The organism is Vibrio rhodolitus (assembly GCF_003350325.1).
Taxonomy (GTDB): domain Bacteria; phylum Pseudomonadota; class Gammaproteobacteria; order Enterobacterales; family Vibrionaceae; genus Vibrio; species Vibrio rhodolitus.
Genome location: NZ_QLYZ01000005.1, coordinates 131,066 through 155,162 on the forward strand (window position 1 = coordinate 131,066; position 24,097 = coordinate 155,162).

24 protein-coding genes are annotated in these 24,097 nt (G+C 44.8%); 13 read left to right on the forward strand and 11 right to left on the reverse strand.

Annotated elements, in window-relative coordinates; genetic code table 11:
• Position 1: 1 nt before the first annotated feature.
• Complete coding sequence (locus tag DPF93_RS07220) at positions 2 to 874, forward strand: NAD(P)-dependent oxidoreductase (protein ID WP_114765536.1); 873 nt, start codon at positions 2 to 4, stop codon at positions 872 to 874.
• A gap of 138 nt (positions 875 to 1,012) precedes the next feature.
• Here DPF93_RS07220 and DPF93_RS07225 read toward each other — a convergent pair whose 3' ends face one another.
• Positions 1,013 to 1,261 (reverse strand): Lpp/OprI family alanine-zipper lipoprotein, encoded by a 249-nt coding sequence (locus tag DPF93_RS07225; protein ID WP_075648526.1) that lies wholly within the window; start codon positions 1,259 to 1,261, stop codon positions 1,013 to 1,015.
• A 297-nt stretch (positions 1,262 to 1,558) separates the two neighbouring features.
• On the opposite strand from DPF93_RS07225, the gene DPF93_RS07230 reads away from it, so the two are divergent.
• Positions 1,559 to 2,905 (forward strand): DEAD/DEAH box helicase, encoded by a 1,347-nt coding sequence (locus tag DPF93_RS07230; RefSeq protein ID WP_114765667.1) that lies wholly within the window; start codon positions 1,559 to 1,561, stop codon positions 2,903 to 2,905.
• Positions 2,906 to 2,990: 85 nt separating this feature from the next.
• Here DPF93_RS07230 and DPF93_RS07235 read toward each other — a convergent pair whose 3' ends face one another.
• The gene (locus tag DPF93_RS07235) at positions 2,991 to 3,434 is read right to left on the reverse strand and encodes a MarR family winged helix-turn-helix transcriptional regulator (RefSeq protein ID WP_114765537.1); all 444 of its coding nucleotides are present in this window, start codon (positions 3,432 to 3,434) and stop codon (positions 2,991 to 2,993) included.
• Between the two features lie 461 nt (positions 3,435 to 3,895).
• Between DPF93_RS07235 and DPF93_RS07240 the strand changes: the two genes are divergently transcribed.
• Together DPF93_RS07240 and DPF93_RS07245 are read left to right on the forward strand one after the other, a co-directional pair.
• A complete protein-coding gene (locus DPF93_RS07240) occupies positions 3,896 to 4,219 on the forward strand; it encodes a DMT family transporter (protein ID WP_208638773.1) in 324 nt (107 codons plus the stop codon).
• 40 nt (positions 4,220 to 4,259) lie between these two features.
• Complete coding sequence (locus DPF93_RS07245; protein ID WP_114765538.1) at positions 4,260 to 4,643, forward strand: DMT family transporter; 384 nt, start codon at positions 4,260 to 4,262, stop codon at positions 4,641 to 4,643.
• A 77-nt stretch (positions 4,644 to 4,720) separates the two neighbouring features.
• Here DPF93_RS07245 and DPF93_RS07250 read toward each other — a convergent pair whose 3' ends face one another.
• From DPF93_RS07250 to DPF93_RS07260, 3 genes are all read right to left on the reverse strand, one after another.
• Positions 4,721 to 5,416, reverse strand: a complete 696-nt coding sequence (locus tag DPF93_RS07250; RefSeq protein ID WP_114765539.1) for a VC0807 family protein — start codon at positions 5,414 to 5,416, stop codon at positions 4,721 to 4,723.
• A gap of 258 nt (positions 5,417 to 5,674) precedes the next feature.
• Positions 5,675 to 6,070 (reverse strand): hypothetical protein, encoded by a 396-nt coding sequence (locus DPF93_RS07255; protein ID WP_114765540.1) that lies wholly within the window; start codon positions 6,068 to 6,070, stop codon positions 5,675 to 5,677.
• A gap of 5 nt (positions 6,071 to 6,075) precedes the next feature.
• Positions 6,076 to 7,311 carry a hypothetical protein gene (locus DPF93_RS07260; protein ID WP_114765541.1) on the reverse strand — a complete coding sequence of 412 codons (1,236 nt, stop codon included), beginning with the start codon at positions 7,309 to 7,311 and terminating at the stop codon, positions 6,076 to 6,078.
• A 308-nt stretch (positions 7,312 to 7,619) separates the two neighbouring features.
• On the opposite strand from DPF93_RS07260, the gene DPF93_RS07270 reads away from it, so the two are divergent.
• From DPF93_RS07270 to DPF93_RS07280, 3 genes are all read left to right on the forward strand, one after another.
• The gene (locus DPF93_RS07270) at positions 7,620 to 8,069 is read left to right on the forward strand and encodes a GNAT family N-acetyltransferase (protein ID WP_114765543.1); all 450 of its coding nucleotides are present in this window, start codon (positions 7,620 to 7,622) and stop codon (positions 8,067 to 8,069) included.
• A 69-nt stretch (positions 8,070 to 8,138) separates the two neighbouring features.
• Positions 8,139 to 8,399 (forward strand): DUF5062 family protein, encoded by a 261-nt coding sequence (locus DPF93_RS07275; protein WP_114765544.1) that lies wholly within the window; start codon positions 8,139 to 8,141, stop codon positions 8,397 to 8,399.
• 291 nt (positions 8,400 to 8,690) lie between these two features.
• Positions 8,691 to 9,185 (forward strand): YcxB family protein, encoded by a 495-nt coding sequence (locus DPF93_RS07280; RefSeq protein ID WP_114765545.1) that lies wholly within the window; start codon positions 8,691 to 8,693, stop codon positions 9,183 to 9,185.
• Between the two features lie 708 nt (positions 9,186 to 9,893).
• On the opposite strand, the gene DPF93_RS07285 is transcribed toward DPF93_RS07280, so the two are convergent.
• Positions 9,894 to 10,256, reverse strand: a complete 363-nt coding sequence (locus DPF93_RS07285) for a hypothetical protein (RefSeq protein WP_114765546.1) — start codon at positions 10,254 to 10,256, stop codon at positions 9,894 to 9,896.
• 249 nt (positions 10,257 to 10,505) lie between these two features.
• Between DPF93_RS07285 and DPF93_RS07290 the strand changes: the two genes are divergently transcribed.
• Positions 10,506 to 11,420 (forward strand): hypothetical protein, encoded by a 915-nt coding sequence (locus DPF93_RS07290; protein ID WP_114765547.1) that lies wholly within the window; start codon positions 10,506 to 10,508, stop codon positions 11,418 to 11,420.
• 390 nt (positions 11,421 to 11,810) lie between these two features.
• On the opposite strand, the gene gcvP is transcribed toward DPF93_RS07290, so the two are convergent.
• The 3 genes from gcvP to DPF93_RS07305 all read right to left on the reverse strand — a co-directional run bounded on the left by gcvP (position 11,811) and on the right by DPF93_RS07305 (position 16,504).
• Positions 11,811 to 14,681 (reverse strand): aminomethyl-transferring glycine dehydrogenase, encoded by a 2,871-nt coding sequence (gene gcvP, locus DPF93_RS07295; protein WP_114765548.1) that lies wholly within the window; start codon positions 14,679 to 14,681, stop codon positions 11,811 to 11,813.
• Between the two features lie 123 nt (positions 14,682 to 14,804).
• Positions 14,805 to 15,185 carry a glycine cleavage system protein GcvH gene (gene gcvH / locus DPF93_RS07300; RefSeq protein ID WP_114765549.1) on the reverse strand — a complete coding sequence of 127 codons (381 nt, stop codon included), beginning with the start codon at positions 15,183 to 15,185 and terminating at the stop codon, positions 14,805 to 14,807.
• A 23-nt stretch (positions 15,186 to 15,208) separates the two neighbouring features.
• Complete coding sequence (locus DPF93_RS07305; protein ID WP_114765550.1) at positions 15,209 to 16,504, reverse strand: serine hydroxymethyltransferase; 1,296 nt, start codon at positions 16,502 to 16,504, stop codon at positions 15,209 to 15,211.
• A 466-nt stretch (positions 16,505 to 16,970) separates the two neighbouring features.
• On the opposite strand from DPF93_RS07305, the gene DPF93_RS07310 reads away from it, so the two are divergent.
• The 3 genes from DPF93_RS07310 to DPF93_RS07320 all read left to right on the forward strand — a co-directional run bounded on the left by DPF93_RS07310 (position 16,971) and on the right by DPF93_RS07320 (position 19,992).
• A complete protein-coding gene (locus DPF93_RS07310; protein ID WP_114765551.1) occupies positions 16,971 to 17,594 on the forward strand; it encodes a helix-turn-helix domain-containing protein in 624 nt (207 codons plus the stop codon).
• Positions 17,595 to 17,867: 273 nt separating this feature from the next.
• Positions 17,868 to 18,989 carry a glycine cleavage system aminomethyltransferase GcvT gene (gene gcvT / locus DPF93_RS07315; protein WP_114765552.1) on the forward strand — a complete coding sequence of 374 codons (1,122 nt, stop codon included), beginning with the start codon at positions 17,868 to 17,870 and terminating at the stop codon, positions 18,987 to 18,989.
• Between the two features lie 337 nt (positions 18,990 to 19,326).
• A complete protein-coding gene (locus DPF93_RS07320; RefSeq protein WP_208638774.1) occupies positions 19,327 to 19,992 on the forward strand; it encodes a LuxR C-terminal-related transcriptional regulator in 666 nt (221 codons plus the stop codon).
• A gap of 95 nt (positions 19,993 to 20,087) precedes the next feature.
• Here the strand turns inward: DPF93_RS07320 and nadE are convergent, their stop codons facing one another.
• Positions 20,088 to 20,915, reverse strand: coding sequence for an ammonia-dependent NAD(+) synthetase (gene nadE, locus DPF93_RS07325; protein ID WP_114765553.1), 828 nt, complete (start codon positions 20,913 to 20,915; stop codon positions 20,088 to 20,090).
• A gap of 187 nt (positions 20,916 to 21,102) precedes the next feature.
• Here nadE and DPF93_RS07330 point away from each other — a divergent pair, with 187 nt between their 5' ends.
• Together DPF93_RS07330 and DPF93_RS07335 are read left to right on the forward strand one after the other, a co-directional pair.
• Positions 21,103 to 21,618, forward strand: a complete 516-nt coding sequence (locus tag DPF93_RS07330) for a nicotinate-nicotinamide nucleotide adenylyltransferase (protein ID WP_114765554.1) — start codon at positions 21,103 to 21,105, stop codon at positions 21,616 to 21,618.
• Positions 21,619 to 21,697: 79 nt separating this feature from the next.
• Entirely contained in the window at positions 21,698 to 22,180 is a 483-nt protein-coding gene (locus DPF93_RS07335) for a hypothetical protein (RefSeq protein WP_114765555.1), read from the forward strand.
• A gap of 42 nt (positions 22,181 to 22,222) precedes the next feature.
• Here DPF93_RS07335 and DPF93_RS07340 read toward each other — a convergent pair whose 3' ends face one another.
• Complete coding sequence (locus tag DPF93_RS07340; RefSeq protein ID WP_244204697.1) at positions 22,223 to 24,073, reverse strand: putative bifunctional diguanylate cyclase/phosphodiesterase; 1,851 nt, start codon at positions 24,071 to 24,073, stop codon at positions 22,223 to 22,225.
• Positions 24,074 to 24,097: the final 24 nt, after the last annotated feature.

Below are 24,097 nucleotides of genomic sequence, written 5' to 3' on the forward strand. Positions count from 1 at the left end.
CATGGAGAGCAAAACCGTTGCTTTTATCGGTCTTGGGGTTATGGGCTATCCGATGGCGGGTTACCTAAGCAAAGCTGGACACACGACACGTGTGTATAACCGCACTTTTGCTAAAGCTGAAAAGTGGCAAACCGAGTACCAAGGCATCGCTTGCCAAACACCAAGAGAAGCGGCGCAAGGCTGTGATGTGGTGTTTGTGTGTGTGGGCAACGACAATGATGTACGCAGCGTTATTTATGGCGAAGATGGCGTGTTGGCTGGTTTAAAACCGGGAGCAGTGCTGGTGGACCATACCACCACTTCAGCTAACTTGGCTGTTGAGTTAGCACAAGCTACGCAAGAGCAGGGCGTCGCATTTATTGATGCGCCAGTTTCTGGTGGTCAAGCGGGGGCTGAAAACGGCGTACTAACTATTATGTGCGGTGGCGAGCAAGCGGTGTTTGAGCGCGTGGCACCAATTATGGATGTTTACGCAAAGCAAAGCACCTTGCTAGGTGAAAATGGTCAAGGCCAACGCTGTAAGATGGTTAACCAAATCTGTATTGCTGGTGTTTTACAAGGTTTGAGTGAAGCACTTATTTTGGCAGAAAAATCTGGGCTAGATATCGCGCAGGTTGTCGATACGCTTAAGTTTGGCGCTGCCGGTTCATGGCAAATGGAAAATCGCGCGAACACCATGGCTCAAGATAAGTTTGATTTCGGCTTTGCGATTGATTGGATGCGTAAAGATTTAGGCTTTTGCCTAGAAGAAGCACAGCGCCTTGGCGTGGAGCTGCCTTTAACCCAAGAAGTGGATAACCGCTACGCCAGCCTTCAGGAACAAGGGCTGGGGCGCATGGACACTTCAGTATTGATTAAGTCACTCAAAGGCTAAGCTCTCGTCAGAGTAATCAAAATTTCATAAAAAAAATCCGATATCAATGATATCGGATTTAATTATGAGCTCTTAAGTGAGTTCACTGCTTTTCCAGTTGCTATCGCAACTCAGACGTAGTGAACAACAAGCAAGATCTTACTTAGTGTAAGATTGTGCGATGTTGTCGATACGCTCGTTAGCGCGTGCTGCTTCTTCTTGTGCTGCCATAGCTGCGCCGCCAGCTTTGTTCACGTCAGATTTTAGAGAGTTAACGTCTTGGCTTAGCTGACTTACTTGATTGCTTAGTTCGTCTAGTTTTGCAGTTGTTGCTTCGTCTGGACCTGATGCACAACCAGCTAGTAGAAGAACTGAAGTCGCTGCAGCTGCGATAAACATTTTGTTCATGGATGAACTCCTTGCATTTGTAAGTATCATTAATGTCCTATACCCATAAATGTATAGCAACAAACATAGTGTAGCTCTATTTATACATTTTACACAGTATCAAAAAGTCAAAATAATCCAAGAATTTAGCTGTTTTTTGCATGACCGAAGCAAAAACATACTAAAATTACGAGTTACTGTTCACGATTTCGTCAAGGACGGTCGCGATTATTTTCTGTGATCTCTATCCCTTTTGCTCACTTTCGGGGTATCATACCGCGTTTAATTTTAATTGATGGCTCCACGCCAAAGCTGACCTTGGAGAATACTTTGCAGTTTAAAGATTTAGGCTTAGATAATCGCTTATTAAAAAACTTGAACCACTATGCGTTTAAGAAGCCAACAGATATCCAAAAACAAGCAATCCCTGTAGCGATTGCTGGTAAAGATTTGCTTGCTTCATCAAAAACCGGTTCAGGTAAAACCTTGGCGTTTGTATTGCCTATGCTTCACAAATCGCTTAAGTCAAAAGCGTTTTCAGCAAAAGATCCTCGTGGTTTGATTTTGGCGCCAACGCGTGAACTAGCAAAACAAGTTTACGGTGAGCTACGCGCGATGCTTGGCGGTCTTACTTACGATGCAACACTAATCGTAGGTGGTGAGAACTTTAACGACCAAGTGAAAGCGCTACGCCGTTACCCGAAATTCATCGTTGCGACACCAGGACGCTTGGCTGACCATCTTGAGCACAAATCGCTATTTCTAGATGGCTTAGAAACGCTAGTGCTAGATGAAGCAGACCGCATGCTAGACCTTGGTTTTGCCCCTGAGCTTCGCCGCATTAATAACGCAGCTAAGCACCGTCGCCGTCAAACGCTAATGTTCTCAGCAACGCTGGATCACGCGGAAGTCAACGATATTGCGGCTGAGATGCAAGATTCGCCAAAACGCATCGCAGTGGGTATCTCAAACCAAGAGCACCAAGACATCACGCAAAAATTCTACCTATGTGATCACTTAGATCACAAAGAAGCAATCCTTGAGCGTGTTCTGGAAGAGTCTGAGTACCGTCAGGTAATTATCTTTACCGCAACGCGTGATGATACCGAGCGTCTAACCGCTAAGCTAAACGAGAAAAAGCTTAAAGCGATCGCACTAAGCGGCAACTTAAACCAAACTCAACGTAATACCATCATGAGTCAGTTTGAGCGTGCTGTATTTAAGATCTTAGTAACGACTGATGTCGCTTCTCGTGGTCTTGATATCGCTAACGTAACACACGTAATCAACTTTGATATGCCGAAACACACCGAAGAATATGTGCACCGTGTTGGTCGTACTGGTCGTGCTGGTAACAAAGGTGATGCGGTTTCATTAGTAGGTCCGAAAGACTGGGATAGCTTTAAACGCGTCGAAGCTTACCTACATCAAGATTTAGCGTTCTCAACGCTTGAAGGTTTGGAAGGTAAGTTCAAAGGTTTAAGACCGAAGAAGCCTGTTTCTCGTAACGGTAAAGTGGATTACCGCAATAAGAACAAGCAAACTGCGAAGAAAGCGCCGAAGAAACCAGTTAAGCGCGATAAAGGTTTCTACCAAAACGTGGCAGTAGGTGACAGCGTCTTTATTCCTAAGAAGAAAGTTGCACCAAAGAGTGATGACGAGTAATCAGTATCTATTCTAAATAGCAAAGGCGAGCAGTAAAGCTCGCCTTTGTTTTATCAAGGATTTGTCACTCAACTTAGAAAAGTGGTTATGACTCAATGGCTGATTCGGTTTGAATAAGCGTACGTAAAGATTGGATCACGTGCTGATTTTCCGGCTGCGCTGCGGCATTTTCAAACGCGTTGTTGAGGTAGCCGTTGTAATCTTGCTGCGCTTTGCTTACTACTTCACGACCACGTCCCGTGATCACTGAATACACGCCGCGTTTATCTTTGGGGCATAAGTCACGAATAGTATGCCCGCCGCGCTCTAGGCGCTCAACAAGGCGTGTTACTGAGCTTTGGCTTAGCCCTAGTAGTTTAGCGAGTTCTTGCATACGTAGTTCAGAATCAGGTGCTTGAGAGAGTAGCTTTAAAGCGCGAAACTCTGTGATGCCAAGTCCATGCTCTCTTTGTAGCTCTTTAGCTAACTGTTGTTCAACACTGTCGACCACGATCTTTACTCGTTGCCAAAGATCATCTTGCGCTGCCATGTTCAAAATCCTTAATGCTATCTAGTACCCAACCATTTAACGTAAATCAATATATCGCTTGTTTGTAAACTTGTACACACATGTACTTTGCTGTTTTCGATGTAATTACCAAGAGAATAAAGAGATATCCCTCGCATTAACCAAAGTGCTTGCGTGTCGGTTATTGCGCTTCAAACCTAATTTATTCTTTAGAGAATTTTAAGGGGCTAGTTGTTAACTAATTGTATTTATTGAATTAAATTTATATTTATTATCTATTTTTCAGCATTTTTTTCTCTTGCTTAAAATTCCCATATTTTTATTTGCATGCGCAAGCATATTGACGAATAAATGCGCAATTAATAATATGCTTGCACATGCAAGTATATGAGTGGCGAATATTTATCGCTGTTTCTCATTATGGAGTGGAGCCGGACTTAGGCTCGTTAATCGAGATAAAAGGGAAAATAGGAGAAAAAAACATGTTGAGTTGGATCTATTTAGGAACGGCAGTCGTGTTTGAAATTGCCGTTGCGATTTCAGCTGGAAATGCCAAAGGCTTTACCCGACCAGGTTGGACAGCCGCGACGCTGATAAGTGGCGCGATAGCGACCTTCTTTTTAAGCCTCGCACTGCTTGATTTTGATGTTGGTGTGGGCTATTCCATCTGGACTTCAACTGCAGGGGTAGGGATTGTAATTCTTGGCGCGTTGTTTCTTAACGAGCGTTTAAGTTTGAAAAAGTTGTTGGGGATAGCACTGGTGATTGGTGGTGTGATCGGTTTGCGCTTAAGCGGTGCAGCCTAAGTAAATGGACGTAGTTAGGACTTAAAGAAAGGGAACAAATATGACTTCAGAAACCAACAAAACCAGTGTAACAAAGGCTTGGATAATGCTACTGCTCGCTGGGTTATTTGAAATAGGTTACGCCCTGAGTGTGGGTGGTAGCGAGGCGTTTACCGTGCTGAGCTGGTCTATATCTGCAGTGATCTTCTTCTTGCTAACGCTTTATACCTTGAGTGTCGCGTTGAACGTGATTGATGTTGGAATTGGCTATGCGGTTTGGGCGGGGATCGGTGCGATTGGCGCGTCAGTTTTTGGCGGCATTGTCTTTGATCAGATGCTATCGCTCACTCAAGCATTTTGGCTTGGAGTGATCATTGTCGGTGTAATTTGGCTCAAGCTGGCGGGTAGTGACCAGTTGCAAGACAAAAGTCAAAGACTGGCATGATAAGAAAAATGGCACATCCGGTTAAAGATGTGCCATTTCGAAAAGGCTGGCGTAAAGAAAGCCTAAAATTTTGTCGATTACTTGGTATGGAAGATCTGCTCTGTTTCAAGCGAGGTCATCGCGCGGATCTGACGCCAAACGTAGTAGAAGATACCAAACATCATCAACATGCTTGGAATCGCAATGATTGGGTAGCTGTATAAAGTAAGTTTACCCAGCTCTTCGTTAAACGCCGCTGTGCCTGCCGGGCTGGTGACAATCCACGTGGCAAGGAAATAGTTCATCGCAGATGAGAACGCAAATGTACTCGCGAACAAATAGTTTGATGACATAAGGCAACGTTCAAAGGCTTCTGATTTGCCATTCGCATTTAAGCGTTCTTGAATTAAAGACAGGTTCAAAACCGTATCGTTTAAAATCATCTTTTGCATAAATGGGAAGCGTGTAAAGGTAGAGCCAAGTACCGCTAAACCAATCAAACCAGGGATTAATGCCTCTTTAAGCGCTAACCAACGCGTATCCAGCTCTAGTAAACCGATCCCGCCAGTAAGCAGCACACTGACAAAGCCAAGTGCAGAGATAAAGTTAAACTTCTTATTGCGGATAAGGTCCATACCGCCATAAGCAATTGGGAAAGCCAGTGCAACAACCAGTGCCATTGCCGTACCTAGATGCTCTTCGCCACTAAACTTCATCAAGATGAAAGAAGGGATGAAGACGTTAAAAAGGATCTCAAATAGAGGGTTCGACTTTTTCGCGGTCGTATTATTCATAATTTACTAATGACTCTAATGTGTCGGATGTTTATCAATTTCGTGGAGAAGTGTTCATTGTCTCGCACTAGATGTAAAGCGTCAAAGTTTCGAGTTATGTAACGACTTATGAAATTGAACATTAGTTAGGCGGTTAACTTGACATATCAAACGTAGCTAGCGCTTGATATGTCGGTAATAGTTGAAAAATGTATGGAAGTCATTAATGGTTTTGATGGTGTTTTAAAGCTGACAAAACGGAAGACTATGACATCGGAGTTAATCGCCTGCTTTTGATTTTTTGTGATCTAATTTAAAGTGGTGTGCTGTTACGGGTTCACTTTCTACGTGCACATATCGCGTCGAGCTATTGAGATCTTTGCAGATAGCGGCAATTGTAACCTGGAGTACGTCTAATGCCTGCTGGGCTAATTCAGGCAAAACAGAAAGCTGTACTATGATGACCTGTTCTTGGTGAACATTTGCACTGTATTGATTGAGATATTGATGCGCGTTCTCCGACCAGTAGCCGTGGCAGCCCTCGCCAGAATAGATGGTTACACCACCAAAGGACTCTGATAAATGTTGTCCTAACATTTCACATGCTTTATCGAGAATATCATCTTCAATTGTGAATATGGCGATGTAGCGAGTTCGCTGAGTTGTCAGTGCCATTTGCGTTAAGTCCTTATACGGTAGAGATAGATGAAAATGGCAATCACTAGAAGGACAGATAGCCATGACGAACCATCTTGTGGCATTGTTCTGAAAAGATCAAATAACCCGGGAACATGGTCCTCTTCTAGAGATTTTGACGTTGAAACTAAGCTGATCATTAAATCAATGATTGCCAAACAGCCAATACCAGAGAGTAAATATTCCACGGTTCTGTTTATTGCCGCTTGCTGCTCTTCTAACATTGCATCGATTCTAGATTTAATTAGGTTAGCGCGTTTGACAGTTAGCTCTTCGAATTGATTAAGTTGCCATGCATCAATTATTTCAGTCAATAGAATCCCTCTATAGGCTTGTGTGCCGATATGAGCATCTTTAAACTCCAGTCGACAAAACTCGATATGTTCCAAAGAGCGAATTGACTGTCCCAATAAGGCATTCAACTTTCTTTTACGAGTGTTACATTTTTCATCATACTTAGCTAACTGGGAATATTTTTGCTTAAGCTTGGTGTTAAGTAGGTACAAAATGGCATTATAGGCTTGGCAGATACGCTGTACCCGAGACCATGACTCTAAGTCCTTATACTCGACAACCAGCGAGTTACCGGAGCCTATATAGTGTCGCTCGATTTCTATTTCATCTTCGGCTTTGATCCAACGCTTGAGCATGGTTTGTTGCGGTGGCGTGCTGTTGGGTGGTTGAAATATCACTCTACCAGTCCAAAGTACGGCGTCAGTGCTTGGCTTTTCGGCGTGAAAATTGATGTCATCAAATATCCTAAAGTCTTTAGGTTGAATGACGTTAACTAATTTTTTCTTGTTGAGGGCATCGGCAATGAAACCAAGCTTGGGATAAATTGAGGTTTCGTAGAGCAGCTTAATTAACTGAGTCAGATCGCTATCTAGCTCACCACTGCTGAGATGTTCGGCATCTAGATCATGGTTAATCGCTATGTCAATTTGTAGTTCGAGAATAGCGATTGAATCGTCAAAGAAATGGATTACACATTGCTTGAGTAAAGACTCGCTCCACCAAGCATATTTCTGTTGTTTAGTGACTAAAGCATCAAAGTTGATAAGGTCAACATGCCCCGAATATATTGGCTGAAAGAAATAAGGGTGGTTATCGCTGTTGATGTTGGTATAACCATTGGTGACAGTGCTTTCATATTGTTCGAAATAGTGCGATAGAATTTCGCTTAGATCTATTTTGAGTGCTTGATGCTCATTTGCTGGCATTGACGCTCTCAATTCACTATTGGTATTTAGAGGTGTTCTGATCGGTGAGAAAGTTCTCACGGTAACCGTTCCATATGAGGGCATTATTGCAATCCAAGTTATCAATCCTTTGATTCGACCCATTGTACGAAAAAGGTACGGTGATCTCCCACGTTTGGCTGATTATTAAGATCAAGAGCAATAAAAATCTGAAAAACGGATATTTCGCGAAATGACCTTTAGCCACCCCTCCTTGTCTAGCCTAAAAGTAATCAGTGCTGCTAATATAGCGGTCTTTAGCACTCCTCCTCACATCGATTACTCTTGATATGACAGTCACTTATCGCTCAATTGAGCAACATGAATTTGCCATGATGGCGCAGCTAGAACAGCAATGCTTCGGCGCTCACGCTCTGCCGGACTTCTTTTTCCGCCAGTCTTACGATTGCTGGCCAAAAGGATGCTTTGCCGCGTTTCGAGAGCAAGAGATGCTGGCATTTTTGATCCTCGCGCAGAGTGAAACGCCAGATATTGGTTGGATTCTCTCCGTGGCAGTGTCACCTGAGCTGCAAGGCCAAGGTATTGGGCGCAAGTTATTGACTCACCTACTAGAGCAGCAAGGTTATGCACGGGTGCGTTTAACGGTTGATCCAGAGAACCCTGCAGCGCTGCGTTTATATCAATCGCTTGGCTTTAGTAAAATTACTGAAGAGGCGGATTACTTTGGACCCAATCAAACACGCTGGGTGATGGAATATAGCCCAAACTTATCAATATGAGAGCTTACTAACACGCGGCTTGCGACAGTTAAGGTATTCTTATTCCAAGTGAAGAAGAGGATTCTAACCATGTCAAAAAGCAGCAAGCTTCATAACGAAGATAAACTGGTTAAAAAGGCACTAGAGATTGGCGGGAAGATGGCAAAGATGCAAGGTTTCGACTTGCCTCAGTCCCCACAGCCATTAAGAGTGAAAGCAATTTATTTGTTCTTGGTCGATGCCAAACAGATCACGCCATTACCTGAAAGCAAGCTTGATGGCGCAAGTATCAAACATAGGCTAGCCGTTTGGATTCATAGCGCACTGCCGGATAACGATCCGTTGAAGTAAACATTTTGCTCAATTGATGCAAGGTGAATCGAATGGTTCGCCTTTTTGTTTTGGGTTGCAGCTAACTGAGTTGGTATGTTCCGCTTTTATCCTGCTGCTTTCTTTGGCTTTGCTGTAAGCTTTCCAGTTGCTGGTCTATATCGCATTATTAAGCTCATAAGTTATCGGTAGTATTGATTTACAAAACAGCGTCGAAATGGTTAATGATTCGCTTAGAGAAGCGCTACAATGCAAGCGTTGCCAGAGCGCAGCATGAAATACTCATTCACAGAAACCTTAAAGTAACCGTACATGTCTAAAGATTTCGATTTCACCACTGAATACACACTCGATAAGCCTTTCTTTGCTGAGTGTTATGATCAAACCAGCCAGCCTGTTAAATTCCCGCACGCCTATTTGAAAGCCATCCTGTTTCTTATTTTTGGTGTAGTGTTATTAGAATTTGAGCTATTGCCTAACGGTTATGTTGGTTGGTTCTTTATCGTGTTGAGTGTGGTTGAAGCTTTCAGTGTGTATTGCAAACGAACGTGGTGGCTATGGCGACAAACCATCAGTTCAAGCCGTGGCAATAAAGTGATGCTGCAAATCAACACCGATGGTGTGCGTTATAAAAGCGGCAAAATTGATCGCCAAATCGCTTGGGGTGAAATCGACCAACTAGAACAAAGCGATCTTGGTTTGATTCTTCATCTGGGTAAGCAACGCCAATATGTCAGTAAGTCGTGCTTAAATGAAGCAGTGATTACCTTTATGGTTGAGCAGCAGGCGGCAGCAAAGTCTAATTAAGGTTAGGTGGTGCTTGTAAGCGGGTTGTTAGTTTTAGTGTATGGAAGGCGAACCGGATGGGTTCGCCTTTTTTGATCTTGGATTTGGTTATGGGTGGGGATTCTTGCCTAGTTGTAGGTATGTACCGCTTATCAGTCTGCTGATTTCTTTGGGGTTTCTGTAAGCGGTCCAGTCACTCTTTGTCTTGCCAAAGAGTAACCAGAAAGGCGCTTTGGTTTCTTTGTCGCTGTCCGGTCGGTTTTAGGCGTTCCCGACGCCGAAAACCTAAAAATTCTGTCCTGAATTTTTACCTAGTGGGGTGTTTGTATTGGGGAATTGACTGGGCAAAAGGCAAGACCTGACGCTTTTGATTCCTGAAGCTTTGTCATCCTCGCGAATGCGGGGATCTCGTTTTTGCGTTTAGTGGTTTAGTTGTTGGTATGTCCCGCTTTTAAGTCCACTGATTTCTTTGGGTTTTCTGTAAGCGGTCCAGTCACTCTTTGTCTTGCCAAAGAGTAACCAGAAAGGCGCTTTGGTTTCTTTGTCGCTGTCCGGTCGGTTTTAGGCGTTCCCGACGCCGAAAACCTAAAAATTCTGTCCTGAATTTTTACCTAGTGGTGTGTCTGTATTGGGTGACTATTTGTTGGATATTGGCTGACTAGGTAGAGGCAAGGTGTGTTCCCGTTGGAGTTATGCCAAGTAAGGTTTGTCGCCTTACTTGGGGCTTTTCTATTTACAGCTGTAAGTTAAGTCTTGTTCTGTTAGAAAGTCTTGAAAATCTGAATTGAGGGTATTGCAGTGTATTTCTGTAAAGAAACTTGGATCATTAGCATGGATGTATGTAATCGTATTAAGCCAAGCTGCATCATCATTTGCTAAAGTGAAAATTCTCTCAGCAGTGAGAATTGCAAGGTCGTCAAGCCCGGCACACTTTTGTTCATTCAAGCATTGGTTTCTTGATTTTAAGTAATCACTATAAATACCGTAAGCGTGTTGGGTGTCATCGCCTTTTCCATCTTCCGACCATGTGTAAAGTGATAGTAGTGCAGCTCCGAGAGATGCGATCAGCGTAAGTTTTTCGTTTTTTGTCATATTGTTACCTCAACTAAAAGGAATGGTTTAATTGGGGCAGTGGATACATATTTCAAGAGTATTGTTCTAACAGCCGCGATTGGCATTTCTGTTTGAACCAGCTTAGATGTTTTTAAGGCACAGTAGTTTAGGTTGTTGCGAGTGTTACTCACTTAATTTGGCTTTTAGCTGTATAGTGAAGTAAGTCGATGATTACCTATATGAAACAATATACTATGCGCACAATAATTCTCACTTTTAAGAAGTTGCATGCAGTATCAAGAAGTAAGTCAGCGCATTTATTATTCCAATAAGGAATACGTTCCTGTTGGTGAAATTGCGCGTTCACTGATTGCATTCGAAAGCCTAGTAAAACAAGCACCGGAAGTGCTTGAAGCTCTTTTCCCTGATGCGAAAATTATCGATGTTGAAGTCTTCATTAAAGAGCTTCGCTCAGACAGTATATGGGAAGACCTAGTTGTAAAGTTGATATTTGGAAATCAGCAAAGGTTTGATGAGTGCATTGAGAATACGAGGCAAAAACTAGGTATAGAACAAATCATGAATAAAAATCCTAATTTCTTGTCAGCAGTGCTTGTGGCAATGATTCTCTCTGGAGGTGCATATTATTTAGGGAGGTCGTCAACCTCGTCAGACAAAGAAGCTAAAGCTACTGTAGAGGCAAATAATAACACTATCATTCAAATTGGGGCTGGTATGGTAGACATGTCAGCCGAGGAGTTCACTAATATTGTTATTTCTGCGATTAAAGATAAAGAGAAGTTGGCTGAAAACTCGTTGAATGTAGTTAAACCAGCGAAACTTGACCCTAATGCAACGATTACATTCAATGAAGATTCAAGTATCCAAATTTCTAATGCATCGGTTCGAGCAATGCCTGAGTACAAGTCTAAGCCGGAAGTTGCAGAAGATGTTATAGAGGATTTTCATGATGTTCGGCTTGAAATACGAGCTATTGATTTAGACTCAACTAAAAGAGGTTGGGCTGTCGTCGCCCCTTCTCTGCATAAAAGAAGAGTTAAGTTGCAGCTCGATCCAACAATTAAGCCTATGGATCTTAAAAATAAGTTATCTATTAACGGTCACATTACAGTTGTTTGGGGGGCTGATAGTCAAGGTATTAAGGTTCCAAAGCTAATATTTTTGCGCGAAATTCTTGATTAAAGTTTTACGCGAAAATACAGCTAACAATCGCTTCTGTAACAAATGAGGTCAGGTCTTATTCATTTCCTCGTCAATTAATATCCAAGTTCGGGCTATCAAACTTCCCTAACTAGGCAAAAATTCAGGACGAATTTTTAGGTTTGCGGCGTCGGGAACGCCTCAAACCGGCCGGACAGCACCAATTATACAAAAGCGCCTTTCTGATTACTCTTTGGCAAGACAAAGAGTAATTGGACCGCTATCTAATTGGATAGAGAAATGCGCCTCAGGTATAAGCGGGACATACCAACCCCAAAGATCTGAAACTCCATAAAGCAAAAAAGCGAACCCGAAGGTTCGCTTTTCAACTATACTAAAAGATAACTAACACTCTGAATTTTAAATCAAAAATCACTCTTCATAGTTATCAATGCTAGGACACGAGCAGATCAAATTGCGATCCCCATAGACGTTATCCACGCGGTTAACTGTCGGCCAGTACTTCCATTGCTTAGTCGCTTTAGAAGGGAAACAACCAATTTCACGTGAGTATGGGCGAGTCCATTCATCAGCAGATAAGTCCACTTGCGTGTGCGGCGCTTTTACTAGTGGGTTGTTATCTAGTGGCCATTCACCGTTTTTCACTTTGTCCATCTCGTGGCGAATCGCGATCATCGCGTCACAGAAGCGGTCTAGCTCTTCCAAATCTTCCGATTCAGTTGGCTCTACCATTAGCGTGCCCGCGACAGGGAAAGACATGGTTGGCGCGTGGAAACCGTAGTCCATTAGGCGCTTAGCAATGTCTTCTTCGCTGATGCCAATCTCTTCTTTGAGTGGACGAATATCAATGATGCACTCATGCGCGATGCGGCCATTGGTGCCACGGTATAGCACAGGGTAGTGTGGACGCAGGCGTTCCATCACATAGTTAGCGTTAAGAATCGCTACTTTGGTTGCTTCGGTTAAGCCAACTTCACCCATCATCGCGATGTATGCCCACGAGATAGGTAGGATAGAAGCGCTGCCTAAATCGGCGGCTGATACCGCAAAGTCTTCGCCTTCTACGCCATTTTCAATGTGACCTGGTAGGAAAGGTGCAAGGTGCGATTTCACACCGATAGGTCCCATACCTGGGCCGCCACCGCCGTGTGGAATACAGAAGGTTTTGTGCAGGTTAAGGTGCGAAACGTCAGAGCCAATTAGCCCCGGCGTGGTCAAACCTACTTGCGCGTTCATGTTCGCGCCATCTAGGTAAACTTGACCGCCTGCCTCGTGCACCATTTCACACACTTGTTTCACTTGCTCTTCGTACACGCCGTGCGTTGAAGGGTAAGTGATCATAATGCTCGATAGGTTTTCACGGTGCTTTTCAATCTTCTCAGCGAGGTCGACAAGGTCGATGTTGCCGTCGTTGTCACACTTAACCACCACCACTTTCATTGAAACCATCGATGCGGTTGCTGGGTTAGTACCGTGCGCAGAGCTTGGGATTAAACATACGTTGCGGTGTGCATCACCACGGCTTTCGTGGTAACGCTGAATCGCGATTAGCCCGGCGTACTCGCCAGAGGCACCTGAGTTAGGTTGCAATGAGAAATCATCATAGCCAGTTATCTCACACAGCTTCTCTTTAAGATCTTTCGCTAGAGCGCTGTAACCTGCGGCTTGCTCGATTGGGGCGAATGGGTGTAGCGCACCAAATTCAGGCCAAGTGACCGGGATCATCTCTGCTGCGGCATTAAGCTTCATAGTACAGCTACCCAGTGGGATCATGCCGTGAGTCAGCGAGAAGTCTTTGTTCTCTAGCTGTTTTAGGTAACGCATCATCTGAGTTTCGCTGTGGTGCGTGTTAAACACAGGGTGCGTTAAGTAATCTGAAGTGCGACGGCAAGATTCAGGAATCGCTGCGAACTCGTTGTTCTCGATATCTGCTGATAGGTTGGCAACGTTCTCTTGCACATCGAAGATCGCAAATAGAGCTGCCACATCGCTGATGGTCGTGGTTTCGTCAAAGCTCACGCCAAGCTGTTGGCTCGCTTTCAACAAACGTAGGTTGATGCCAGCAGATTGTGCTTTTTGATACAGCGCTTCGGTATTACTTGCTGTGTTAATAGTGATGGTATCGAAGAAGCTGTTGTGCGCTAGCTCATAACCGGCTTTGGTTAAGCCTGCCGCTAGAATTGCTGTCATGTGGTGTGTGCGACGTGCGATAGTACGCAAGCCTTCTGCGCCGTGGTAAACGGCGAAAAATGACGCCATATTGGCAAGCAGCGCTTGAGCGGTACAGATGTTAGAGGTCGCTTTTTCGCGGCGAATGTGTTGTTCGCGCGTTTGCATTGCCATGCGCAGTGCTTGGTTGCCGTTGGCATCAATAGAAACACCAATCACGCGACCTGGCATCGTACGCTTGTGCTTGTCTTTGGTTGCCATAAAGGCTGCGTGCGGACCGCCGTAACCCATAGGCACACCGAAGCGTTGCGCTGAGCCAATCACTACATCTGCGCCCATTTCACCGGCAGGTTTGATGAGTGCACTGGCGAGAAGATCGGTCGCAACCGCAACGAGTGTTTTGTTGGCTTGCGCTTTGGCAATGAGGTCAGTGATGTCACGTACTTCACCGGTGGTTGACGGGTATTGTACTAACGCACCAAACACATCGTGAGTTGGTAGAGAGTCAAGCTCATCAACCAAAACTTCAAAGCCGATAAATTTAGCGCGTGTTTTCACTACTTCAATAGTTTGTGGGTGCACGTCAGCGGCAACGAAGAAGGTGTTGCTCTTACTCTTACCTGCGCGCTTACATAAGGTCATCGCTTCTGCGGCTGCAGTCGCTTCATCTAGCAGTGATGCGTTGGCGATTTCCATGCCGGTGAGGTCCATCACCATTTGTTGGAAGTTCAGTAGCGCTTCTAGACGACCTTGCGAAATTTCTGGTTGGTAAGGCGTGTAAGCCGTGTACCACCCCGGGTTTTCCATCACATTGCGCAAAATGACATTCGGCGTAAAGGTGTTGTAGTAACCCTGGCCGATGAAAGTGCGCTTTAGTTCGTTTTGTTCCGCGAACTGTTTCATCGCGGTCAGCATATCCGCTTCACTTTGCGCAGGAGCCAGTTTGAGTGGCTGCTCAAGGCGAATCTGTGCAGGGACTGTTTGGGCGATTAACTCGTCCAAGCTGGTTACATTGATTGCTGCCAGCATGCTTTGCTGGTCGGCTTGATTTGGTCCGTTGTGGCGAGCAACGAATTCATGTTGAGTGCTGAGGCTTTGAAGTAGTGTTGTCATTGTCCTTTACCTTTTCGAAAGGCTCATATTCTGCGAAAGAGTTGAGTGACTCTCGCGACGACTTATACGAACCTTTAAAAAAAGCTGCCCACTTTCACGGGCAGCTTTTTGCTGTTTCCTTAATTACTCTTCTTCAATAGAGCTTAGATATTCGTCGGCGTCTTTTAGATCGTCGAGCTCTGCTGGGTCTGAAAGTTTCACTTTCGCGATCCAACCACCATCATAAGGCTCTTCGTTGATAAGCTCTGGACTGTCTTCCAACTCTTCGTTTATCTCTACGATCTCACCTGTTACTGGTGCGTAGATATCTGAAGCGGCTTTTACAGACTCAACCAGTGAGAAGCTTTCGCCTGCATCGATTGAATCTTCAACTTCTGGTAGGTCAACAAATACCACGTCGCCTAACATCTCTTGTGCATGTTCAGAAATACCGATAGTGACTGTACCGTCACCATTGTCACGTACCCATTCGTGGCTATCAGTAAACTTGAGGGTTTTGTCCATTGCTAAATCTCCAAATTTAATTTTTATTGGTAAAGTGGGTAGCGAGCACAGAGCTCTTTAACTTGCTTGCGGACACGTTGTTCCACTTCTGCATTGCCTTCTGGGTTCTCAACCAACCCATCAAGCACATCGCCAATCCAATTACCGATCAGTTTAAATTCTTCTACGCCAAAGCCGCGGCTTGTACCAGCTGGGGTACCTAAGCGGATCCCCGATGTAATCATAGGCTTCTCTGTATCAAATGGGATGCCATTTTTATTACATGTGATACCAGCACGCTCTAGAGCGTGTTCTGCTTGATTGCCTTTAAGTCCTTTTGGTCTTAAATCAACCAGCATTAAGTGAGTATCAGTACCGCCAGTTACAATGTCGCACCCGCGAGTTTGCAATACTTCAGCGAGAACTTTTGCGTTACTGATCACCGAATCAATATAAGTGTTAAATTCAGGTCCCAATGCTTCACCAAAAGCGACGGCCTTGGCGGCGATGACGTGCATTAGTGGACCGCCTTGCAGACCTGGGAAAACCGCTGAATTAATTTTTTTGATGATCGCTTCATCGTTAGTGAGGATCATCCCGCCGCGCGGACCGCGCAGGGTTTTGTGTGTCGTTGTGGTCACCACATGTGCATGAGGCAGTGGGCTAGGGTGCGCGCCAGTGGCGATAAGCCCTGCGATGTGCGCCATGTCGACCATCAGTAGCGCATCTACTTCATCGGCGATGGCGCGGAACTTGGCGAAATCGATAGTACGTGGGATGGCACTGCCGCCAGCGATGATCATTTTTGGTTGATGTTCGAGAGCCAGTTGGCGAACCGCTTCGTAATCTATCTCTAGCGTTTGCTTATCAACGCCATACTGAACCGCGTTAAACCATTTGCCAGAGAGGGCTGGTTTTGCGCCGTGGGTTAGGTGACCGCCCGCATCAAGCGACATACCTAAAATAGTATCGCCCGGTTGTAGTAGTGCCAGTTTGACTGCGCCGTTGGCTTGTGCGCCTGAGTGAGGCTGCACGTTGGCAAACTCGCAGTTGAAAAGCTTTTTTGCACGCTCAATTGCGATAGCTTCAACGGTATCGACGTGTTCACAGCCACCGTAGTAGCGACGACCCGGATAACCTTCGGCGTATTTGTTGGTTAGGCAAGTGCCTTGTGCTTGCATCACTGCTTTAGAAACAATGTTTTCAGAAGCGATCAGCTCAATTTGTTCATTTTGGCGAGTGTACTCTGCTTGAATACCGGCAAAAACGGCGTCATCAGTGGCGGAGAGTTGCGTGGAGAAGAAGTTCTCTAGATGATGATTTTGATATCGATGGTTCATAATCAGTGACCTTCCTTAATGGTCGACAAGGTAAAACCTTGCTTCTGTAAATGACTTTATTTCCTTACTACTTGGCGTGGCTGCGGTGCTATTGAGTATCTTATCGCATCGTTGTTCTACGCTACGATGGACTCTTTGGTCACCGTCGACCCATTCAAGTGTGTCGGCTAAGCTGCGGGTTCAAGCGAATCTGGCAGCACGATCAATTTCATCCCAAACTGGGTAAATCCATATCAACTGGTCCGTTGTGTGGCTCTAGAATCAATGGCAAAAGCATCTCGCTAACTAACAAGTTGGTAACATAACGGTTGGCGTAAAAACAATCAACCAAAAATTTCCTATAGGAAACATAGTTTCAAATTTTGTTAACGACAACACGTATTGGTCAACTTTTATCCTTTTTTATTACCAGTGGTTATTGCACAATGAAACCAAAGACAGGAAGTTGTAACTGCATGGGGGATACATGTCAGAAGAGATCTACGATGAATATCCATCGCTGACCTTGGCAAAAGAGAGCCAAGAGCAATCCATCGCGCCGCTTAAGTTAGGCGAGCGCATTAAAGATATTCGCGGTCGCTTAGGTATTACGCTTGAGGAGGCAAGCCAGCGCACAGGGCTTGCTCGTTCTACCTTGAGCAAGATTGAAAATGAGCAAATTTCTCCAACCTTCCAAGCCATGCAGAAACTTGCTCACGGCTTGCAAATCGATATGCCGCAGCTGTTTGAGCCACCAGAGAAAAAGGTCGCGACAGGGCGAAGAGATCTCACCCGTGCTGGTGAAGGTAAGCCGCACCCCACCCAAACCTATGAGCATGAGCTTCTTGCCACTCAACTACTCAACAAGAAAATGATGCCATTTAAAAGCCGCGTTCGTGCGCGCAGCTTTGAAGAATACAGTGATTGGGTCAGACATGACGGCGAAGAGTTCCTGCTGATCATCTCTGGTGCGGTGACCTTCTACTCAGAATTTTACGAGCCAGTTGAAATGGTGGAAGGGGACAGTGCTTATTACGATGCCAATATGGGGCATATGCTGGTCTCAGTGAGTGAAGAGGATGCCCTGATCCTCTGGGTGACCGCCAAATAGTGGCTTGTTTCCGATAGGAAATAGGGTAACGATGAATCAGAAACAGAGTCAGCATTCGCTGGCTCTTTTTTATGCGCTGCGCCCTTGTTCTGATTGGCAACTGCGAGTTTATTCCCCGGTCAATCGCCGAACTAATGCATGTTCTAAAAATGTTAAATGTCACACTTTGGCGTGACGATGATAGTTTGATCGTGCAAATAATGCGCTATCGTGTTTATTATCGGAAACAAGTTTTCTTAAGTAGAACTCGAAACGGATATTTGGAGACATCACATGAACGAAGCGCTACTGACAACACCTTTACACGCACTGCATATTGAAGCAGGCGCAAAAATGGTGCCGTTTGCTGGCTATGATATGCCGGTGCAATACAAACTTGGTGTGAAGAAAGAGCATTTACACACGCGTGAGCAAGCCGGTTTGTTTGATGTTTCGCACATGGGGCAGTTACGACTAAAAGGTGATGGCGCAGCGGCGTTTCTCGAAACACTTGTGCCTGTGGATATTGTCGATTTGCCATCAGGTAATCAACGCTACGCGTTTTTCACCAACCCACAAGGCGGCATCATGGATGACTTGATGGTGGCTAACTTGGGCGATCATTTGTTTGTGGTGGTTAATGCCGCTTGTAAGAAGCAGGATATTGCACATTTAGAGGCGAACTTGCCACAAGGCGTTGAGTTAGAGGTGATAAACGATCGCGCGCTGCTGGCGCTGCAGGGACCGAAAGCGGTTGAAGTACTTAAGCGCTTGCAACCTGCGGTAGCTGACATGGTGTTTATGGATGTTGCTAAGCTTGAGTTGCTCGGTGTTGAGTGCCTCATTTCACGCAGTGGCTATACCGGTGAAGATGGTTACGAGATCTCTGTACCAAATGCACAAGCGGAAGAGTTAGCCAAGCGTCTTATCGCGGAAGAAGAAGTTGAATGGATTGGTTTAGGCGCACGTGACTCACTACGTTTAGAGTGTGGCTTGTGCTTATACGGTCATGATCTTGACGAAACTACTACGCCAGTTGAAGCAAGCCTTCTATGGGGCATTCAAAAAATCCGCCGCACAGGTGGTGAGCGTGCGGGTGGCTTTCCTGGCGCTAATATCATCCTTGAGCAAATTGAAACTAAGCAAGTATCACGTAAGCGTGTTGGGCTTATCGGTGAGACAAAAGCGCCAGTGCGTGAAGGTGCTGAGCTGTTTGACGCTGATGGGAACAAGATTGGCGTGGTGACCAGTGGTACGGCGGGACCGAATGCCGGTAAGCCAGTATCTATGGGTTATCTTGCATCCGAGTTCTCTGCAGTAGACACGCAAGTGTTTGCCGAGGTGCGCGGGAAAATGCTGGCAATGACAGTGGCGAAAATGCCATTTGTGCCACAGCGCTATTATCGCGGAGCATAGAATTTGTGAGTGTTCTAAATAGCCTCTGCTTGCAGGGGCTTTTTTACGTTTAATGGTGGGAAGGAGGTAAGGAGTTGAAGAACTAAGCACTAATTTCAGTAAATTAGAGGTACGACTTTTGTTTAGTTATAACTTACTCAAATAAATAATTTGCTGACTATTTACAGGCTAAATTAACAATTGGTCTCTTTCTCATAATTAAGAAAGTTGCTTTAAGTGATTGTAATGGATGTCTTTTAATCAATGTTGTACAAGTATATGCGTATAGGTGATGTTGACTAATTGTGACTAAACGATAGTTTTAAATAAGCAGTAACGTCTAGTTGGAGAATTGATCATGAGCCTTAGCCCCCAAATTACATTGCTTTCAGATGTCAGCATGCAATCTCGATTGTTTAAAGACTCGCTTGAGCGGGGAATTGAACAAGAGGTGGATTTGATCTCACTAGAAGATTTTCATACCAAAGCTGCGCAAGGTGTCCCATCTTTGGGTGATTATATCTTGATCGATTATAACTATTTCGATGCGAGCAATTTCGAGATCTACAATAACCTGCGTAATGAGAGTAACGTTAACGGCAAAGAGATCGTAATTAACTGCCCTAAGGATGTTTCTTCTGCGCAACTGTTCAAATGGCGCAACCTTGTTGGCGTGTTTTACGTCGAAGATGAAATGAATCTATTGCTGAAAGGGATGAAGAAAATCATGTCTGATGAGATGTGGTTATCGCGCCGTGTCGCCCAAGATTATATTGAACATTTTCGCAGTGCGAATGTGGTGACCACGTCGCAAGTCTATGCCAACCTAACTAAGCGTGAAAAAGAGATCATGCGTTTACTCGGTCAAGGCGCATCAAATCAGCAAATCGCTGACGAGCTATTTGTCAGCGAGAATACCGTCAAGACCCACCTGCACAATATCTTTAAGAAGATAAATGCCAAGAATCGCTTACAAGCGCTGCTGTGGGCAAATAACAATATTAGTCTGGAAGAGCGCGCTTAAGGGTTACCAGACAGTTAACCTGCATGCAGCCATGCTAATCACTTGAGCTAGAATGAACAAGGGAGCCGTTAAGCTCCCTTGTTGGTATTGAAGACCTAGTCGTAAATCGTCGGAATTGGTTGACGTTTATGTTGTGTCATTTGGTAAATCTTAACCAATCTCTCAGAAACTTCGCTACTTACAGGCTTGCCTTCAAGGAAGTCATCAATCTGCTCGTAAGTGAGGTTAAGTGCATCTTCATCGGCTTTTTGTGGCGCCAATTCTTCTAGATCTGCGGTCGGTACTTTTTTCACTAGCTGCTCTGGCGCGCCCAGCGTCGCCGCAACTTCACGCACTTGACGCTTACTCAAACCAAACAGTGGTGCCATATCACAAGCACCATCGCCAAACTTAGTGTAAAAACCAGTGATGTTCTCAGCTGAGTGATCAGTGCCAAGTACTAGACCGCCTACATAACCTGCGATTTCGTATTGAGCGACCATGCGTGCACGGGCTTTAACGTTGCCTTTAACAAAGTCGACTTTTGCTTTGTCCTGCGGAGTTAAACCTGTGCCTTCAAGTGCTACATGAGACGCTGCATGCAATCCATCCACACCTTGTTTGATATTAACGGAAACCGAGTGACTTGGTTGAATAAACTTCAGAGCAAGTTGTGCTTCGTCTTCATCTTGTTGTTCGCCGTAAGGTAGGCGAACAGCAATAAACTGGTAACCACCGCCATGCTCTTCGTTGAGTTGGTCTACCGCAAGCTGCGCTAAACGTCCGCAAGTGGTAGAGTCAACACCCCCGCTGATACCAAGCACAAGAGCTTTACAACCCGCTTCGGTCAATTTGCGTTTGATGAAATCAACACGGCGAGTGATTTCAAAATGAGGGTCAATCGATGGTAGAACGCGCATTTCATCGCGAATCAACTGTTCCATTAGTTTTCTTCCTGCAGCATAGTTATATAAATAATTAGGTTTATACCAAAGTAACCTCGATATACTTGCTTCAGTAGGATACTTATCATGCAGCATCTTGAAGTTGCTTGGGTATAGTCAGTATCATACCGAAAACCAATAAATAGAAAACCGAGATCACGGATTTCGTCGCACATAAGGGCAAAAAATGACAAAGATCGCTGTATTTGGAAGCGCATTTAACCCACCGAGTTTGGGTCACCGCAGTGTGATTGAGTCATTGGGGCATTTTGACCGCGTATTGCTGTTGCCAAGCATCGCGCACGCTTGGGGCAAAGAAATGTTGGATTATTCGCTAAGGGTTGAGCTGGTTGAAGCTTTCATTAGCGATCTTAGCGCACACAATGTCGAGTGTTGCACGATTGAACAGCAGCTATTTGAAGCCAACCAAGAAGCGGTAACCACCTTTGCGGTGTTGTGTGCGCTGCAAGAACAACACCCTCAAGCAGGCATTACCTTTGTTATGGGACCGGACAATCTGTTCAACTTTAGTAAGTTTTTCAAAGCAGAAGAGATTGCTAAACGTTGGAGTTTGATGGCTTGCCCGGAAAAGATTGCGGTTAGAAGTACGGATATTCGCCAAGCACTGCAGCAGAACCTGCCGATAGACCACCTGACTACAACGAAAGTTTGCAAAATTTTGACTGAAAATCACTATTACTAAATATACTGAGCTATAGTTACGCCTTAGTAATTGATATAAAGAACAATAAAAATAGTCTTAACTTTTGTTTGAGGTAGATATGACGAAGATGAGCCTTGCGCTTGTTTTTGGTCTGCTTTCGGTTAGTGCCGTTGCTTGCGAAAAAACCTATTATGGGGTTGCTGAGCAGATAGCGATTCCTGACACTTACGATAAATTTCGTGATTGTGTACCCGTTAAATTGTCTGCGGATTATCCAGCGCTTGGTGAGCTTGATTACGATGCGTTGCAGCGCCCTGCTGGCAAAGATTACTCTGATTATTGGTCAGATTGGGTACTCAAAGCGCAAACTAATCCTTTTTTGAGTCAGCATTTTTCCAGCAGTTACTTTGGTATTGGTGTTTGGTCTCCAGAAGAAGATGAAGAGGAAATGACCACGCAAGAGTGGTTAATGAATCACGGTTTACAATTTAGCGTGGGTTTTGGTGAGAAGGAAGCGGGTGAGCCTAGATTAAGGCTCGACTATATGTGGCATGAAGACCAGCAAGACAACCTAATGATGCAAGTTGAGGTGCCGTTTTAACGGCGCCTTCACCTTGACTGTGGTAAGCCTGATACCCTCTGCTTACTCGCGTTTTACTTCTAAGCTTGACTCGCGATAACGCTGAATCAAACTGCCGGGTTTTTCTGGTCGTGAGAAGTAGTAACCTTGAATTTGGTTGCAGCCCATCTGAGCGAGTTTTTGCAGCTCACTTTCATTTTCTACCCCTTCAGCAATTAAGTTCACTTTGAGTTGCTTGGCGAGCTGAATGATCAAGTTTACTACCCGTTCTGCGGTTTCATTAAACAGAATGTTGCGCACAAACGTGGCGTCAATTTTAATCGCATCAATCGGATAGCTATGAATATAGTTAAGGCTTGAGTATCCGGTACCAAAATCATCCAGTGCGACGGTAAAGCCCTGCGAGCGGAGTTTATCCAAGATAAAACGCACTTCATTGGTTTGCGAAAGCAGCACGGTTTCGGTCAACTCGATGGTGAACTCATTGGGTTGAAAATCATACTTTTTCAATGAATGGCTGAGCTGATGTAGATAGCGCGCTGAGTCTGCCAGTTCATGCGCAGAGCAGTTTAAGCTCAAGCGTACTTTATAGCCCAGACCCTGCTCGAGATCGTATTTCGCTTTGCAAGCCAACTCAACGATTCTCTCGCCCAACTCTACGATTAACCCAGATTGTTCAGCTGCCTCGATAAACTCCATCGGTGAGATGTTGCCTAACGTATCGCTTTCCCAACGAGCAAGCGTTTCAAAATAGTCCCAAGCATCTTGTCCGACGGTTACGATAGGCTGCAGTACAACGTAGATTTCACTTTCGTCATAGTTGGTGTTATCCAGCTCTTTGCGCAGCGCATCAATAATCAAAGTACGACGATAATATTGGGTGCTTAAATGGGTATCGTAGCTTTGAATACGGTGGTTAGGAGACTGCTTACAGTCTTTCAGCGCTAACGAAGTGTTGAGCATTAATTGATCCGCTGAGACGGAGCTGTCTGATTTACAGGCAAGCCCAATGCTGGCGCCAATTTTGATGTTGTGTGAGGCGTCTCGATAACCACTGCGCAGCTTGAGCATGATGTTCTGGCAAATCGTAATCGGGTCGTTGGAAAAGGTGATAAAGGCAAATTCGTCACCAGAAATACGAAAGGCGTGGTTTTGCTCTGGTTGCTGCTCTTCAATGGTCATCGCGACATATTTTAATACCTGATCGCCGATATAGTTACCATATAGGTTGTTGATTGATTTGAAGTTATCAATATCGATATAGACCAGCGTAATAGGCTGGTGGTAGCTTTCGGCATATCCTTCGAGCATATCAGACAGTCGACTACGATTGAGTAGCCCGGTTAGTGCATCGTGGGAGATTTCATGGCTGAGTTGATTGACCAAGCTTTCTGAACGGGAAGAAAACCATTTTGCTCGCAGACTGTGCACGATGATATTGGCAAAAAAAGTGTGATGATAGATAAGCCGGCTCTTACTCTCTTCATCCATATCATTTAGCGGCGTGGTGAAAGTAGAAAGCAATATCCCTAAGTTCTCGCCGTTACTGGCGCGCAGCGGCACACCAAGATAGGCTTGGATGCCATTCTCAGCTAAGAATACATCCTCTGGGAAGTTTTGCGCGACGTTGTCGCTGTATAAGCAAAATAATTGCGCTGATTTACTCACTTCATGACAAGGCGTGCCGGCTAAAGAGTAGCAAAATGGCGTCTGGATCTGTTTTTGACAAGCAAAGGATAAGGTCTGAGCGAAGAAGTTCAGTTTGTCGAGTTCAACTATACAGGTGCATTGGCTGCCAAACTTTTGATGCAGGACCATGGTGACTTGATGCAGAAGCTCCTGACCATCAAGAGCAACGATCTTATCTATGGTATCAACATCAATTGAGAGCGTGGATGTAGTCTTTTGGGCCACCTGACATCTCCTTATTAAAAGTGA

Coding starts and splice junctions, on each gene's coding strand:
- DPF93_RS07305 (WP_114765550.1), bottom strand. CDS start 16,504: ATGAACCATCGATATCAAAATCATCATCTAGAGAACTTCTTCTCCACG.
- gcvT (WP_114765552.1), top strand. CDS start 17,868: ATGAACGAAGCGCTACTGACAACACCTTTACACGCACTGCATATTGAA.
- DPF93_RS07250 (WP_114765539.1), bottom strand. CDS start 5,416: ATGAATAATACGACCGCGAAAAAGTCGAACCCTCTATTTGAGATCCTT.
- DPF93_RS07290 (WP_114765547.1), top strand. CDS start 10,506: ATGCAGTATCAAGAAGTAAGTCAGCGCATTTATTATTCCAATAAGGAA.
- DPF93_RS07285 (WP_114765546.1), bottom strand. CDS start 10,256: ATGACAAAAAACGAAAAACTTACGCTGATCGCATCTCTCGGAGCTGCA.
- DPF93_RS07270 (WP_114765543.1), top strand. CDS start 7,620: ATGACAGTCACTTATCGCTCAATTGAGCAACATGAATTTGCCATGATG.
- DPF93_RS07220 (WP_114765536.1), top strand. CDS start 2: ATGGAGAGCAAAACCGTTGCTTTTATCGGTCTTGGGGTTATGGGCTAT.
- DPF93_RS07260 (WP_114765541.1), bottom strand. CDS start 7,311: ATGCCAGCAAATGAGCATCAAGCACTCAAAATAGATCTAAGCGAAATT.
- DPF93_RS07245 (WP_114765538.1), top strand. CDS start 4,260: ATGACTTCAGAAACCAACAAAACCAGTGTAACAAAGGCTTGGATAATG.
- gcvP (WP_114765548.1), bottom strand. CDS start 14,681: ATGACAACACTACTTCAAAGCCTCAGCACTCAACATGAATTCGTTGCT.
- DPF93_RS07320 (WP_208638774.1), top strand. CDS start 19,327: ATGAGCCTTAGCCCCCAAATTACATTGCTTTCAGATGTCAGCATGCAA.
- DPF93_RS07255 (WP_114765540.1), bottom strand. CDS start 6,070: ATGGCACTGACAACTCAGCGAACTCGCTACATCGCCATATTCACAATT.
- DPF93_RS07330 (WP_114765554.1), top strand. CDS start 21,103: ATGACAAAGATCGCTGTATTTGGAAGCGCATTTAACCCACCGAGTTTG.
- DPF93_RS07280 (WP_114765545.1), top strand. CDS start 8,691: ATGTCTAAAGATTTCGATTTCACCACTGAATACACACTCGATAAGCCT.
- DPF93_RS07335 (WP_114765555.1), top strand. CDS start 21,698: ATGACGAAGATGAGCCTTGCGCTTGTTTTTGGTCTGCTTTCGGTTAGT.
- DPF93_RS07235 (WP_114765537.1), bottom strand. CDS start 3,434: ATGGCAGCGCAAGATGATCTTTGGCAACGAGTAAAGATCGTGGTCGAC.
- DPF93_RS07240 (WP_208638773.1), top strand. CDS start 3,896: ATGTTGAGTTGGATCTATTTAGGAACGGCAGTCGTGTTTGAAATTGCC.
- DPF93_RS07310 (WP_114765551.1), top strand. CDS start 16,971: ATGTCAGAAGAGATCTACGATGAATATCCATCGCTGACCTTGGCAAAA.
- gcvH (WP_114765549.1), bottom strand. CDS start 15,185: ATGGACAAAACCCTCAAGTTTACTGATAGCCACGAATGGGTACGTGAC.
- nadE (WP_114765553.1), bottom strand. CDS start 20,915: ATGGAACAGTTGATTCGCGATGAAATGCGCGTTCTACCATCGATTGAC.
- DPF93_RS07275 (WP_114765544.1), top strand. CDS start 8,139: ATGTCAAAAAGCAGCAAGCTTCATAACGAAGATAAACTGGTTAAAAAG.
- DPF93_RS07225 (WP_075648526.1), bottom strand. CDS start 1,261: ATGAACAAAATGTTTATCGCAGCTGCAGCGACTTCAGTTCTTCTACTA.